We start from the raw sequence: 15264 nt of genomic DNA on the forward strand, positions 1-15264 counted from the left end.
AGGTTGCCTTTTTGTCTGAAGACTTTAAGCTTTTTTACGTTTTAAGCGACGTTTAGCTTGTTGAGAGGCCATTGCTTCAAGAGCATCCTTTAACTCTTCGTCAGTAAAGGTCGTGATGTGCTGCAACATTTGCAAGGTTACTTCATCAAGCACCAACTGTGCGCCAGCAGCCATTTGACGGAAGTTATCATCAAACTCAATTTGGCCTTGATCGTTAGTACGAATGTAATTTTGCTGTGTAAGTACTTTTAAGAAGCTTTGGAATAAAGCTTTATCGAAGAACTCTGGCGAATTAAATTCATAGAGAACTGACAAACGTTGTCCAAGTAAATGACTTAACTCTTCAACTTGTTTCGCAGAAATATTCCCCGAACCGCGTTGAGTAATAAGTGCAAGCGTCATGTAGTAACGCTCAAGACTTTGCTTAACAGGAGTAGCTAAAACAACAAGCTGATTATGTTCTTCTGTATTTGGTGCAGAGCTAATCAGGTTACCTTCATCGTCTTGTTGGATAAGGTTTGATTGAACTAACGCATCAGCATATTGCTCAATTTGTGCCTTAAGCTCGCTACTCTTCCATTTAAGGAATAACTCAGCTTTCAAGAATGGATAGAGCGTATAGATGACATTGGTTAAATCTGAACGACTGATTTTTCCATTATGTTCAACAAGTGAAGCCACCAATGAAGGTAAAACAAAGGCGTGCAAAATGTTATTACGGAAGTAGGTCAAAAGAACGGCTTGATTATCTTCAATCGCAATGATATCGCCAAGCGCATGCTGAACTCGTTTGATAAGTTTAAGCTTTAAACCATACGCAATAATTTCTTTACCAGAAAGTGGCGTTACTTCCATACGTTGGTCATATGGGAAGTTTGATGCCAAGTTGCGATAAGCTTCTAGTTGCTTAATACAGATTTCTTCATCAAGCGTATGCTTTGGCGTTGCAAGCAAAATAATAGAAAGTAAAGAGACAGGGTTAATGACCACCGCTCGGTTAATATTTTCTAAAATTGCGTGTGCAGAGCTATTTACCGCATCTGAAACAGCTTGAGGGATTGGGTCGTCATTTTTCTCGATGTAAACGTTTTCTGCATTATGTTGCTTAAGCAGATCATCAAGGAAAACAGGTTCACCAAAGTTTACATGGACTTTACCAAAGATACGTTCAATTTTTCGTAAGGTTTTTACAATACCAAAAATAGATTCGGCTTCTTTTGGCTTACCTTGCATTTCACCTACGTAAGTTGAGCCTTCCATGAGTCGTTCATAACCAATATATGTTGGTAAGAAAACGATTGGTTTAGCACGACCACGTAAATGGCTGTGAACTGTCATGGCAAGCATACCGGTTTTAGGCGGTAATAGGCGTCCTGTACGTGAACGTCCACCTTCAATAAAGTATTCAAGTGGGGTATTACGTGACAAGATGCTATATAAGTATTCTTTAAATACAGTGGTGTATAGGCCATTACCGCGGAAAGAACGGCGAATAAAGAATGCACCACCTCCACGTAAAAGCTGCCCAACAAATGGTAAGTTTAAGTTATCACCCGCAGCAATATACGGAACCATCAATCCACGTTTATAGATCACATACGACAATAATAAATAATCAATGTGACTGCGGTGGCAAGGTGTGTAGACAACTTCATAATCTTTTGCCAGCTCACGAACTGTACTAAAGTTATGTACTTCTACGCCGTCATAAAGCTGAGTCCATAAGCGCGTTAAGGCAAGGTCAGCAAAGCGCACTGCTGAATGTGAATAATCCGATACGATTTCATTCACATAACCAATCGCACGGCGTTCCGCTTCAAGCATGCTCACTTTTCCGCGAATACTTTCACGGCGGATTGCTTCTTGAACATCACGAGATTTTACGACTGACTGCATGACATTACGGCGATCCGATAAATCGGGACCTAGCACCACTTCACGCTGACGGTCTAAATAATCATTTAACGTACTTACAATATAAGTTGCTGGTGAAAGATTTGGATAATGCTGCTGGGCATATTCAACCAATTCACGTAGCGATTGCGGTTCATGAAACTCTAAATAAGACTGACGACCATGCAAACCAATATTAACCAACTGCTTAACTGTGCTTGGCGTTGCCCATGTGTCGGAAAATAATAATTTAAACCAAGAATCTTCTTTATCTGGCGAACGGCCCCATAAAACTGTAACCGGAACAAGTTCTATATCAAGTTCAGGATTTTCTTGTAAAACTTCAATCAGTTTTATTAAGCGTGGTGGAAAAGCATGAGGAGGCGGATTCAGTAAATTATTTTCATCATTGTGCTGTAAAAATAAAACTGATGCTTTTTCCTGATGAGCGCCAACAACTAATGGATCTAACGCAGGTTTTAAATTTAAACGACGCGTTTCCCCATCAACCACTAAAGCATTGCTTCTAGAATGGTTTTGCAAGACATAGCAAACCACTTTTTGGCGCTCAGTCTTTGCTTCTGTTTCTGTTGTTTCTGATACTGGTTCAGTAGGAACTTCCCCAAGAACATGTGGTGTTACCACGAGGTCAAGTAGTTTACTCGAAAGCCGACGATACATTTGACCAAACCCACTCTTGGACATAAGAACTCCTACTTCTTAAAGACAAATCCCAGCACCAAATGCAGAGGGTAATTATTTTGCGGCATTTATTAAAAAAAACAATATGCTACTTTCTTATAAATTATAATGCTTTTGGCATATTTTATCGTTAAAAATCGTATTTTTAGCTGTTATATGAGCAATGTTCGTCAGAAGTTGACTGATTGTTCCATGTTCAAATAGCTTTTTATGGCACAATAGATTCTACACATCTGTACTTTAATACGATTTTTTACCTGAAATATGAAGGTATCTCTCATGAATGCGTTAACCCAAGAACTTGTCGATCTTCTTACTTTAGAAAAGCTAGAAGAAAATATTTACCGTGGCATAAGCCGTAATCTTGTCGGTAAACGTGTCTTTGGTGGACAGGTTTTGGGTCAGGCTTTACGTGCGGCATCTTATACAACTGATCGTCCCGCGCATTCTTTACATGCATATTTTTTATATGGTGGCGATATTAATGCCCCAATTATCTATGAAGTAGACCGTTTACGTGATGGGAAGAGTTTCGTAAGCCGTCAGGTTCGTGCAGTTCAGCATGGGCGAGTTATATTTTCGGCGATGGTTTCTTTTGCTAATCCAGAAGAAGGTCTGAATTATCAACATCAAGAACCAGACTACCCTGCACCAGAGACTCTTAAATCTGAAAATGAACTCAAAGAAGGTATTCTAAACTTCGTACCGGAAAATGTTCGCGCTAGCTTTATGCGTGAGCGCCACGTAGAGATTCGCCCAATTGATCCGGTAAATCCGTTTCAACCGCAACCTGAAGCTCCTTATAATGCGCACTATATCCGCACACATGACCGTATTCCAAAACAATTAGATGATATTGCTCTGCATCAAGCAATTGTTGCGTTTTATTCAGACTTTACCTTAATGACAACGGCTTTAAGACCGCATGGGCTCAGCTATATTTCTCCAAGTTTGCAGTGTGCAAGTATTGATCATGCAATTTATTTCCATCGTCCGCTACGCGCTGATGAATGGATGCTTTACGATATGGAAGCAACAGTCAGCGCAGCTTCTCGCGGTTTAAACTTTGGCCGTATGTGGCAAAATGGCCAACTTGTTTGCAGTACCGTGCAAGAGGGTTTAATTCGTTTGCGGGAAATTGAAACGCAATAAACTCATTTATAAAGCCATCTCATCAGATGGCTTTTTTATTTTTAATTGAAACGATGTGACAAAAAATTGCTCGTATGAAAAGCAAGCTCATGTCATATTTGCAAAAGGATTGCCAACTGAAAAAAATAATGCTGATATGAACTTAAACACACAAATTCTTATTGCTGCCATTTTAGGCTTAGCCTTTGGTTTCTTATTAACGTTGTATCCCGATACTGCGTTTGTAAAACATAGTTTATATGGGCTAGGCATATTAAGTAGTGTCTTTATTGGGCTGCTTAAAATGTTGTTGGTGCCTTTGATTTTTAGCTCGATTGTTGTGGGTGTCTCTAATTTGCAGGCGGGAGGGCAGTTAGGTCCAGTCTGGAAAATTACCTTTTTATGTTGTTTGACCACAACAACTTTGGCTTTAATTTTAGGTATAAGTTGTGCTCATCTATTTGAAGTAGGGCGCGGTATAGATATTTCTATTTTCCAAACGTCTATGCAAAATTATCAGGCGCCCGATAGTTTAAACCCTGCAAGTTTTTTCACCAATTTTATTCAAAATACATTAATCAACCCATTTAAAGCGTTTAGTGACGGTAACGTTTTAGCGGTTGTGGTGTTTGCATTATTTGTTGGTGTTGCGCTAGTCCATGGCGGTGAGCGTTTCAAAAGTATTCGCGTATTGAGTCATCAGTTTTTTGAAATAATGATGATGTTAGTCGGCTGGGTGATGAAGCTGGCACCTTTAGGTATTTTCGCTCTATTGGCAAAGTTAATGGCAACGGAAGATATTTCGGTATTAAGTCGTTTGGCTGAGTTTGCTGTTGTCGTAACGGGGACTACTATCTTTCATGGCGCTGTTGTTTTACCGCTACTACTTTGGATTTTTGGTCGTATGAGTCCTTGGACTTTTTTCAAAGGAACACGTACAGCGCTGATCACTGCATTTGCTACCAGTTCTAGCTCTGCCACGATGCCGCTTAGTATGAAATGCGCACAAGAAAACTTAGGTGTGCGCCCTCAAACAGCGGGCTTTGTGATTCCTTTAGGTACGCAGCTTAATATGGATGGTACTGCACTATATGAAGCTGCAGCTGCACTCTTTGTGGCAAATTTAGTGGGACTAGATTTAAACCTGACACAACAAATTATCGTGTGCTTAACAGCAATGATTGCATCACTTGGTGCACCTGGAATTCCGAGTGCGGGTATGGTCACCATGATTATGGTTTTACAATCGGTAGGTTTGCCAGCTGAGGCAATTGCGATTTTACTTCCGATTGATCGTCTATTAGATACAGTAAGAACAGTGGTCAATGTGCAAGGAGATATGATGATTAGTGTCGTTGTAGATCGTTATACAAAAGATAAAGATATCAGTGTCTAATCTCCTATAAAAAAGCAGGATTTAAAATCCTGCTTTTTTATTTTTAAGCGGCTTGAAGTTCGGCTCTTTTTGCTGCTGGAGATTGAGATAAATAACTTACCGCATCTTCAGTGCTGCCTTCTTTAACTGGATCATACCAAGGCATGAGGTAATCAATTTGTTGGGCAATCAGCCAAAATGGATTTGGTAGCACTTGGTTATCTTTGCGACTAATCTTAAGCCATTCTACAGCAACCCATACTGGGAAAAATCTGGATTTAGCTGCATCAGCAAAACGTGGATCTTGTTTCATAATATGTGCAGCGCCATCTACCCATAATCCAAGTACCAGTACAATCACTGCAAGACTTAAATAGTAGCGTGGAATATAGCCACCACCAAGATGGCGATATAAATCAAAAGCAACGGTACGGTGTTCAATTTCTTCTGAACCATGCCATTTCACTAGATCGACCATTTCGGGGTCAGCGCCTAACTCTTCCCAACGCTTGTTATAGAGTGCATATTTTCCTAATACACAAGTCATATGTTCGACGGTTGCAATAACGCCTAAACGGAAAAGGTCCCATTGTTCTTGTAGAAATTGAGGGACTTCTTTATCAAAGGGTTTATCTGCTAAGGCGGTCGTAAATAGATAATTCATAATGTCCAGATTTCGCTGGATATCAATATTACGTGCACTTAAATATTCTTTATTGGCAGAAGTATGCGCATTGGCATGCATAGCTTCTTGGCGGATAAATGCTTGTACATCCTGTTTAAGTTTTTCATCTTTAATTTGCGGTAAAACTTTATTGTACAAACGGCAAAACCAGAATTCTCCGGCAGGTAAAATATTATTAATTTCATTAATAAAATAACTGGCGAAAGGCTGATTTGGAATCCAGTCAACAGGGGTATCTTTCCAGTCAAATTTTACTTTACGGGGAAGAATTTTATAGTCAATAGAAGAACCTAAAGCCTTGTTCTTCAAAAAAGATAACAATTTCATCATTTAGTCCTGATTTTTAACTCGATGAAGTTATAACGAGTATAAAAAAAGCCCCTACATTTGTGTTTAGCAATAGGGGCCAATTTGAATATAAATTTAATGAAGAAATTGTATCTGCTATGACAATTTAACTTTCAGCGTCCTCATCGGTGGCTTCAGGAATCGCATCGACATCAAATTCTGGTTCTTGATCAAGCGTAAAATGTAGTCGTCCAGCCATAACACTTGCTAGCTCTTCTAAACCTAATTTATTAAGTGATGAGAAAAGTTGAATCGAGAAATCAAGCTTCATTTTTTTCAGCTGCTGCTTAACTTCTAATAGCACTTTGTTTGCTGGACCACGATTAAGTTTGTCTGCTTTTGTTAGAAGGATATGAACAAAAAGATGACGTGAATAAGCCCACTCTAGCATCATCATGTCGAAGTGCTGTAATGGATGGCGAATATCCATCAGTAATACTAAGCCTTGTAAGCTTTTACGATGAATGAGATAGTTCTCTAATTCTTTTTGCCATACTCGTTTCATATCTTCAGGTACAGCTGCATAGCCATAGCCAGGAAGATCGACTAAACGCTGATCAGGGTTACCTAGACTGAAGAAGTTAATCATCTGTGTACGGCCTGGTTTTTTTGAGGCACGTGCGAGTTGTTTTTTATTGGTTAAGGCATTAATAGCACTAGATTTACCAGCATTTGAGCGCCCAGCAAAAGCAATCTCGTAGCCACTATCTTCAACACAAAGTGCCAATTTAGGAGCACTCATTAAAAATTCAGCTTGGCGTAACCAGTTTAGTGATTGCACGGCATATTCCGTGATCGCTGGGTCTGGTTTCTTTTCATAGCTGATCTTTTGCTTTGGTGCGAGTCTGGCTTTGGTGTCTTTCGATTTTTCACTACGACGCATAAAAAATAACTTTTTAAATGAGAGGGCTCGCACCTAGTATAAAGGAGCTTGGGTATTCTTGCTAATTTTCAATAAATCAACTTATGAAAATTAATCCAAGTTAGATTTCTAAAAAGGCAATAGGAGAGTGAGCAGGAGCAGATTTTGATTGCTGCAAAACTTCTCCGAGTGTGTATTGGTCTAGGCTTTGATAAAAGCTCTCTAGAGCTTGATCTAAAATACCTTTTAAACCACAGTGACTGCGTAATACACAAGGGGGGGTATTGCACTCAACGATTTGATTATCACCCTGTAATATTCGAACAATTGAACCTAAATTTGAGTTAAGTGCATCTGGGTTTAAGCGTATTCCACCACCTTTTCCACGAATGGTAATAATCCATTCTTGTTTGCCCATAAAGTGAACAACTTTAACCAGATGGTTTTGTGAAACATGCAAATCTTTCGCGATTTCTGCAATCGTGTAGGGTGCATCACTTGGGCGTGCAACATACATTAATATTCGTAATGCATAATCGGTAAATTTATTAAGCTGCATGATCACCAAAAATGGAAGAGAATAAAAAGGATGATCATCTTAGCCTGAAAGTTTAAATAAGAAAACTTTCAGGCAAGAGGTTTTTACATTACAGCGTTAAAGGAGCTGAAACCTGCACTTGATCACCCACTCTGTAATGCTCAAGTAAAATATTAGCCACCGAAAACTCAGTATGGTTTTCTTCAGGCTGAACATCGAAGTGATATGAGTTATTTTCTTGAGCTTCTGTAAATTTAAAAGCTTTTGGTTGTTCAAGTTGTTGCTCTGGAACTTGTACTTTAACCGAAATAAAAGCATTGGCTGGACCAGTTAATACGTCCTCATGGTCAGTTGCTTTTAAAGTAAAACGTTTGCCAGATTCAAGAGGATCAATTTGTGTAATCTCAAATGAGCGCCAGCCAGCCCATCCACCTTTTAAGCTCTCAAGTTGTTCATACTTTTGTTTTTCAACGCCAATTAAAATGTCTGCTAATTGTAGATAAGCTTGCTTCCATGCCTCGATAAGTTCTGATTCAAATGGCACATTGAGTACTTCACTAATTGAATGAAGTAGGTTGTCACCAACAATTGCATATTGATCAGGCTGAATATCTAAGCTCACGTGTTTAGTGGTGATGCGTTCTACAGCTTTAGCGAGCACACTAGGGTTCTCAATATTTTCTGCATATGCAAGAACCGCAGCTGCAAGCGCGCGTGGCTGGCGTAAGCTAGTTTGATCATCTAAGTTGAAAACATTTTTTAATTCAGGGTTGTTATTCAACATACGCTTATAAAAGTATGTAGTTAGCGTAACGCCGTGTTCACGTAAAACAGGTACGGTAGATTTAACAAGTTCAATTTGTTGTGGAGTCATGGCTAGACCTTATTTATCTGGCTGTATAAGATGTATTTAAAATACATCTTTAAAAAATTAATGGCAATAACTTTTTGAGAAAAACCATAAAAAAATTAGGGGATATAAAATCCCCTAGTATTAACACAGTTTTATTAAAATTTTTTTATTTTCCAAATAACGAACCAAGTAGGCCTCGTACGAGTTTTTGGCCTGTACTTCCTCCTAAACTGCGCGCTGCACTTTTTGCAAAAGTTCCAACAATGTCTTGGGTCAGCTTGGCTCTTTCACGTGCTGCTCGTTCTTCTTCTTTTAATTGTTCACGTGCCAATCTTTCTTGCTCTTTAACTTGTTGTTTGGCTAAAGTTTCTTGTTCTTTTGCTTGTTGTTTAGCAATTTCGGCATTTTGTTGTTGCTGCTCGCGTTCAGCAACTTTATTTTGTAGCATTTCATAGGCACTATCACGATCTACAGCTTGTTCATATACACCAGCAATAATGCTTTGCGAGATTAGGGTTTGGCGCTCTTCGGGAGTGATTGGTGTAAATGCAGAGTACGGAGGCATGACCCAACCGCGTTCTACAATTTGTGGAGTACCTTGCTCATCTAGGCAACTAATGAGTGCCTCACCAACACCAAGTTCCGTAATTGCTTCATCAACTTTAAAGTTTGGATTAGCTCGGAAAGTATCTGCTGCAGTTTTTACCGCTTTTTGATCTTTAGGGGTAAATGCGCGTAGGGCATGTTGAACGCGATTACCAAGTTGCCCCAGAACACTTTCAGGTAAATCGAGTGGATTTTGGGTAATGAAATAGATACCTACTCCTTTAGAGCGGATTAAACGTACAACTTGTTCAATCTTGTCTTGGAGTGCTTGGCTGGCATTATCAAATAATAAGTGAGCTTCATCAAAGAAAAATACGAGTTTAGGTTTATCCATGTCACCGACTTCTGGAAGCTGCTCAAATAACTCTGAAAGCATCCATAAAAGGAAAGTGGCATATAGTTTAGGTGTATTCATGAGCTTGTCAGCCGCAAGAATATTAATGTAGCCATGCCCATTTGCATCAGTTTGAATAAAATCTAAAATATTTAAAGCAGGTTCGCCGAAAAATTGCTCTCCACCTTGATCAGCAAGGGCTAGTAAATTGCGCTGAATAGCGCCTAGGCTTGCTGGAGATAAATTGCCATATTCAGCTTTAAACTCGGCTGCATGTTCGCTAACAAACGTAATCATGGCTTTTAAATCTTTAAAGTCGACTAATAGTAGACCTTGGTCATCTGCAATGCGGAATACAGCAGAGAGCACACCTTCTTGAGTATCGTTTAAATTGAGCATGCGAGCCAATAAAATTGGCCCAATTTCAGAAATAGTGGTTCGGATAGGATGACCTTGCTGACCAAATAAATCCCAAAAAACAACTGGATTAGCTGCGAAAGGAACACTATCAATTTGTAAAAGCTTTAATCGTTCATTAAATTTATCTGAAGCTTCTCCCGCTTTTGCGAGACTCGAAACATCACCTTTAGCATCGGCAAGAAATACCGGTACACCAATTCGAGAGAAACTCTCTGCTAGAACTTTTAACGTAACTGTTTTACCTGTACCCGTGGCGCCTGCAATAAGTCCATGGCGGTTAGCAAACTGGGAAAGTAAAACAATTTCTTTGGATGTGTCATTAATATTTTTAGCAATAACAATCGGTGTACCCATATATTTTTATCCTGTGGTTCGAGTCACTATGATCTTGTCGTTTTTACAGTTGTTTCAGTGCGTTTTCGATATCTTGTATTAAATCTTGCGGATCTTCTAGTCCTATACAGAATCGAACCAATAATCCTTGTTGTAAATGTGTATTTTTAAGTTTTCGCATCATTTTTAAATCATAAAGCATAATCAGGCTAACAGGTCCTCCCCAGCTAAACCCGAGCTTAAATAAAGCCAATGCATCGCAGAAGCGACGTACTGCTTTAATATCATATTCAGCTTTAAAAATGACACTGACTAAACCAGCACTTTGACCATCTGTGCAGATTTCTTGCCAGTACTGATGGCCTGGGGCGTTCTCATCGCTTGGATGTAGAACTTGTGCAAATTGAGGTTGATTCTTTAGCCATTTAAGTAGAGTGTAGGCATTGGCTGACTGTTTTTCATAGCGTAAAGACATATGAGCAAGGCTACGTTGAATCTGTGCTGCATCGTCTCCCGAAACTGCAATACCTAAAATGGCATGCGTACGGAATAGGCGGTGATGCAGTTTTTCATCACGAGTTACAATGCTGCCCATTAAGATGTCACCCCCACCGCTTGGATATTTGGTGAGTGCATGAATAGTTAAGTCGACTGACAGATGTTCATCAGAAAAATTAAAAGCATTAAATGCAAGCCCAGCTCCCCAAGTGTTATCAAGAGCTGTTAAAACACCATGTTCTTTAGCTTTTTTGACTAGATTTTTAAGATCGGGGAATTCTAGGGTAACGGAGCCCGCAGCTTCTAGCCATAGCAGTTTGCTTCTATCGGTTGGCTGAAAGCTTGATGCATCAATTGGGTTATATACTTTAACGATAATCCCATATTGATCTTGTAGGTAATTTAGATGTTCGAGATTAGGTCCATAAATATTGTCTGGAACCCATACTTCATCATTGGTACTTAAAAAAGCTGAGTTCACAATATTAATTGCTGATAAACCGCTCGGTGCAAGTAAACAATGCAATCCACCTTCAATTTGCGCAATATTGTCGCCTAAAGTGAAGGTAGTAGGGGTGCCATGGGTTCCATAACTATAGTCATAAGGGTCAGTCCAATGACGATCAAAAAGGTGCGAAGTTGATTTAAAAATAATAGTTGATGCACGAAATAAGGGAGGTTGCACTGTTTCAATGAGTTGCGGAGCCTTTCTTGGGGCATGAATGAGGCGAGTTTGAAAATCGTTATGCTTTTTCATAGTGCGTTGTGTGTTAAATGATAAAGTTAGATTAAGAGAAATTTAAACTCTTCGCTAGATTTATAAAGTTTTGTAAGACGTTTCGTTACAGTAGACCCATAAAACAAAAACTTGGCTTTATTTTTGCAAAGACCACTACAACATTCTAACAACAATAGGTTTAAGTGCATGAAGTCGCATTTAAGAGTTCATTATTTTCAACATATCGCAGGTGAAGGCTTTGGGAGCTGTTATTCATTCTTAAAAGCTCACCATGCGACTATTAGTTCTACGGAATTTTTTGCACTTCCGGTCGATCGCTCACTTGAAATAGAAGCTTTACCTCAAATAGACGAGGTTGATTTGTTACTCGTCATGGGTGGCACCATGAGTGTAAATGATGAAGCAAATTATCCATGGCTTAAGATAGAAAAAAGATGGTTACGCCGATATTTAGCAGCAGGAAAGCCTGCTATAGGACTTTGCTTGGGCGGGCAGCTAATCGCTAATGCATTGGGGGCAGCCGTCAGCCGCAATCGCTATCAGGAACTTGGGTGGTCGACAGTTCAGAGAGTTGCTAATTTACCTCAAGACAGCTTTCCATTGCCTGAAAAAATAAAGGTGATGCAATGGCACAGTGAAACATTTGAAATACCTAAAGGTGCTATACACTTGGCTGAGAGTACGGCTTGTCGTAATCAAATGTACCAAATTGGAAAGAATGTATTGGGCTTTCAATTTCATCCGGAGATGACACCATCGACTTTAAAACTCTTGCTTGAAAATGAAGAGGAGCTATCAATTTTTAATGGAGAATATGTTCAATCTCCGAGAGAACTACAATATTCGGAAGCGCAAAAATTTGAACAAGGTAATCAACTCTTAAATAAAGCAATTGAATTTGTCATAAATGCATAGATGAGTTTTCAATGCTCAGTTAAAGCAGGTTTTGAGCAAAAAATAGAAAAAGAGAATTGCATAAGACTTAAACAATCGTTATAATGGGCGACCCTCAAAAGGAGGGGCATTTACTGCGAAGAAAGTAGTAAATGTGCATTACAGTCGTGGCATCGATCATGACCTTAGTGATTTTCACTGCCTTTGACACTTACCAATGGGTGAGATGCGTCAAAGGTGATTCTTTATATGTTTGGCTTGGAGTTTACTGGTATGTCTAACCAGAGAATTCGTATCCGTTTGAAGTCTTTTGATCATCGTCTGATTGATCAATCAGCTCAAGAGATCGTAGAAACCGCTAAGCGTACTGGCGCACAAGTTTGTGGTCCAATTCCGATGCCTACTCGCATCGAACGCTTCAACGTTCTTACTTCACCGCACGTTAACAAAGATGCGCGTGATCAGTACGAAATCCGCACCTATAAACGTTTGATCGACATCGTTCAACCTACAGATAAAACTGTTGATGCATTGATGAAATTAGATCTTGCGGCTGGTGTTGATGTTCAGATCGCTTTGGGTTAAGGCTTTCGGTTGATTAACTTCTAAGTTAATTAGGCCGCTTTTTTAGAGGTTTATGCACATGGCTATTGGTTTAGTCGGTCGCAAATGTGGTATGACTCGCATCTTTACAGATGCAGGTGTTTCTGTACCTGTTACAGTCATCGAAGTCGATCCAAACCGCATTACGCAAATCAAAACACTTGAAACTGATGGTTATCAAGCTGTTCAAGTAACTACTGGTGAACGTCGCGAATCTCGCGTAACTAACGCTCAAAAAGGTCACTTTGCGAAAGCTGGTGTTGCTGCTGGTCGTTTAGTTAAAGAGTTCCGTGTTACTGAAGCTGAGCTTGAAGGTCGTGAAGTTGGCGGCACTATTGGCGTTGATTTGTTCACAGTTGGTCAAGTAGTTGACGTAACTGGTCAATCAAAAGGTAAAGGTTTCCAAGGTGGTGTTAAACGTTGGAACTTCCGTACCCAAGACGCTACACACGGTAACTCAGTTTCTCACCGTGTATTAGGTTCTACAGGTCAAAACCAAACTCCTGGACGCGTGTTCAAAGGCAAGAAAATGGCTGGTCACTTAGGTGATGAACGCGTAACAGTACAAGGTCTTGAAATCGTATCTATTGACGCTGAACGTTCTGTTTTAGTTGTTAAAGGTGCAATTCCTGGTGCAACTGGCGGCGACGTGATTGTACGTCCTACCATCAAGGCCTGAGGGGAAATACCGTGAATTTGAAAACTGTTTCCGGCTCTGCTGTTGAATTGTCTGAAGTTGCTTTCGGACGTGAATTTAACGAAGCTCTTGTACACCAAGTTGTTACTGCTTACTTAGCAGGTGGTCGTCAAGGTACTCGTGCTCAGAAATCACGTGCAGACGTTTCTGGCGGTGGTAAAAAGCCATTCCGTCAAAAAGGTACTGGTCGTGCTCGTGCGGGTTCTATTCGTAGCCCTATCTGGGTTGGCGGTGGTAAAACTTTTGCTGCTCGTCCACAAGATTGGTCTCAAAAAGTAAACCGTAAAATGTACCGCGGTGCAATGCAATGTATCTTAGCTGAACTTGTTCGCCAAGATCGTCTTGTATTAGTTGAAGAGTTTGCTGTTGCAGCTCCAAAAACTAAAGAGTTGCTTGCAAAACTTAACGACTTAAATGCTGCTCGTGCATTAATCGTTACTGACGCTGTAGATGAGAACTTATATCTTGCAGCACGCAACCTTCCGCATGTAGATGTGGTAGATGCAACTGCAATCGATCCTGTAAGCTTGATCGCGTTTGATAAAGTTGTGATGTCTGTAGCTGCTGCTAAGAAAATTGAGGTAGAACTCGGATGAACAACGAACGTATCTATCAAGTCCTTAAAGGACCAGTCTTCTCAGAAAAGGCACAAGTTTTAGGTGATACTGTTGGTGTTCAAGTATTTAAAGTAGACATCAATGCTACTAAGCTTGAAATCAAAAAAGCAGTTGAAAAACTTTTTGGTGTAGAAGTTGTTAAAGTTAACACAACTATTACTAAAGGTAAGACTAAGCGCTTTGGTCGTACATTAGGACGCCGTTCTGATGTTAAAAAAGCATACGTCACCCTGAAAGCCGGCCAAGATGTTGAAATGGCTGACTTGGGCGATACCGCTGAAAGCGCAGCGGAATAAGGACGAAAATTATGCCGATTCAAAAATGTAAGCCAACGTCTCCAGGACGTCGCTTTGTAGAGAAAGTGGTTCATGACCATCTCCACAAAGGCGCGCCTTACGCACCGTTGGTTGAAGCTAAAAAACGTACTGGTGGTCGTAATAACAACGGTCACATTACTACTCGTCACGTTGGTGGTGGTCATAAACAACACTACCGTATCGTTGACTTCAAACGTAACAAAGACAGCATCCCAGCTGTTGTAGAGCGTATTGAATACGATCCAAACCGTACAGCACATATTGCTTTATTGAAATATGCTGACGGTGAGCGTCGTTATATCATTGCACCTAAAGGCTTACGTGCTGGCGATAAAGTACAATCTGGTAACGATGCTCCAATTCGTCCAGGTAACTGCTTGCCACTTCGTAATATGCCAATCGGTTCTACACTTCATAACGTTGAACTTAAAATTGGTAAGGGTGCGCAATTAGCGCGTTCTGCTGGTGCTTCTGTTCAGTTATTGGGTCGTGATGGTTCTTACGCAATTATTCGTCTTCGTTCAGGCGAAATGCGTAAAGTACATGTTGAATGCCGCGCTGTAATTGGTGAAGTTTCTAACCAAGAAAACAACCTTCGTTCATTGGGTAAAGCTGGTGCTTCGCGCTGGCGTGGTGTTCGTCCTACCGTACGTGGTATGGCGATGAACCCAATTGATCACCCGCACGGTGGTGGTGAAGGGCGTAACAAAGGTATTCAACCTGTAAGCCCATGGGGTCAAAAAGCTAAAGGGTACAAGACACGTACCAATAAGCGTACGACTAAGATGATTATTCGCGACCGTCGCGTCAAGTAAAGGA

Annotated in this window: 15 protein-coding genes and 1 pseudogene; 8 read left to right on the forward strand and 8 right to left on the reverse strand. The window is 40.2% G+C overall.

The window, feature by feature from the left end:
• Positions 1-24: 24 nt before the first annotated feature.
• The gene (gene plsB, locus KTI78_RS11850) at positions 25-2598 is read right to left on the reverse strand and encodes a glycerol-3-phosphate 1-O-acyltransferase PlsB (RefSeq protein WP_016142967.1); all 2574 of its coding nucleotides are present in this window, start codon (positions 2596-2598) and stop codon (positions 25-27) included.
• Between the two features lie 276 nt (positions 2599-2874).
• On the opposite strand from plsB, the gene KTI78_RS11855 reads away from it, so the two are divergent.
• Complete coding sequence (locus KTI78_RS11855) at positions 2875-3747, forward strand: acyl-CoA thioesterase (RefSeq protein WP_016142968.1); 873 nt, start codon at positions 2875-2877, stop codon at positions 3745-3747.
• A gap of 109 nt (positions 3748-3856) precedes the next feature.
• Positions 3857-5122 (forward strand): dicarboxylate/amino acid:cation symporter, encoded by a 1266-nt coding sequence (locus tag KTI78_RS11860; protein WP_262446219.1) that lies wholly within the window; start codon positions 3857-3859, stop codon positions 5120-5122.
• 43 nt (positions 5123-5165) lie between these two features.
• Here KTI78_RS11860 and KTI78_RS11865 read toward each other — a convergent pair whose 3' ends face one another.
• From KTI78_RS11865 to KTI78_RS11895, 7 genes and pseudogenes are all read right to left on the reverse strand, one after another.
• Complete coding sequence (locus tag KTI78_RS11865) at positions 5166-6116, reverse strand: metal-dependent hydrolase (RefSeq protein WP_082183844.1); 951 nt, start codon at positions 6114-6116, stop codon at positions 5166-5168.
• Between the two features lie 124 nt (positions 6117-6240).
• On the reverse strand, positions 6241-7017 hold the full coding sequence (gene yihA, locus KTI78_RS11870; protein ID WP_016142971.1) for a ribosome biogenesis GTP-binding protein YihA/YsxC: 777 nt from the start codon (positions 7015-7017) through the stop codon (positions 6241-6243).
• A 100-nt stretch (positions 7018-7117) separates the two neighbouring features.
• Positions 7118-7555, reverse strand: a complete 438-nt coding sequence (locus KTI78_RS11875; protein WP_239967803.1) for an RrF2 family transcriptional regulator — start codon at positions 7553-7555, stop codon at positions 7118-7120.
• 88 nt (positions 7556-7643) lie between these two features.
• Entirely contained in the window at positions 7644-8408 is a 765-nt protein-coding gene (locus KTI78_RS11880; protein WP_016142973.1) for a globin domain-containing protein, read from the reverse strand.
• A 2-nt stretch (positions 8409-8410) separates the two neighbouring features.
• Positions 8411-8535: pseudogene (locus KTI78_RS11885) on the reverse strand (hypothetical protein).
• 18 nt (positions 8536-8553) lie between these two features.
• The gene (locus KTI78_RS11890) at positions 8554-10101 is read right to left on the reverse strand and encodes a helicase HerA-like domain-containing protein (RefSeq protein ID WP_224993466.1); all 1548 of its coding nucleotides are present in this window, start codon (positions 10099-10101) and stop codon (positions 8554-8556) included.
• 43 nt (positions 10102-10144) lie between these two features.
• Positions 10145-11335, reverse strand: coding sequence for a PLP-dependent transferase (locus KTI78_RS11895; RefSeq protein ID WP_262446211.1), 1191 nt, complete (start codon positions 11333-11335; stop codon positions 10145-10147).
• A gap of 168 nt (positions 11336-11503) precedes the next feature.
• Between KTI78_RS11895 and KTI78_RS11900 the strand changes: the two genes are divergently transcribed.
• The 6 genes from KTI78_RS11900 to rplB all read left to right on the forward strand — a co-directional run bounded on the left by KTI78_RS11900 (position 11504) and on the right by rplB (position 15260).
• Positions 11504-12232, forward strand: a complete 729-nt coding sequence (locus tag KTI78_RS11900) for a type 1 glutamine amidotransferase (protein WP_262446212.1) — start codon at positions 11504-11506, stop codon at positions 12230-12232.
• 252 nt (positions 12233-12484) lie between these two features.
• Positions 12485-12796, forward strand: coding sequence for a 30S ribosomal protein S10 (gene rpsJ / locus KTI78_RS11905; protein WP_000070912.1), 312 nt, complete (start codon positions 12485-12487; stop codon positions 12794-12796).
• A 58-nt stretch (positions 12797-12854) separates the two neighbouring features.
• Complete coding sequence (gene rplC, locus KTI78_RS11910) at positions 12855-13493, forward strand: 50S ribosomal protein L3 (RefSeq protein ID WP_002117051.1); 639 nt, start codon at positions 12855-12857, stop codon at positions 13491-13493.
• Between the two features lie 11 nt (positions 13494-13504).
• Positions 13505-14107: a 50S ribosomal protein L4 gene (rplD, locus tag KTI78_RS11915; protein WP_002049755.1), complete on the forward strand. Its 603-nt coding sequence runs from the start codon at positions 13505-13507 to the stop codon at positions 14105-14107.
• Positions 14104-14424: a 50S ribosomal protein L23 gene (gene rplW / locus KTI78_RS11920; RefSeq protein WP_002049693.1), complete on the forward strand. Its 321-nt coding sequence runs from the start codon at positions 14104-14106 to the stop codon at positions 14422-14424. The genes rplD and rplW overlap by 4 nt, the downstream gene beginning before the upstream one ends.
• An 11-nt stretch (positions 14425-14435) precedes the next feature.
• Positions 14436-15260 (forward strand): 50S ribosomal protein L2, encoded by an 825-nt coding sequence (gene rplB / locus KTI78_RS11925; RefSeq protein WP_002049686.1) that lies wholly within the window; start codon positions 14436-14438, stop codon positions 15258-15260.
• The last annotated feature ends 4 nt before the right edge of the window (positions 15261-15264 follow it).

Source organism: Acinetobacter sp. WU_MDCI_Abxe161, assembly GCF_025514355.1.
In the GTDB taxonomy this organism is placed as follows: domain Bacteria; phylum Pseudomonadota; class Gammaproteobacteria; order Pseudomonadales; family Moraxellaceae; genus Acinetobacter; species Acinetobacter pittii_E.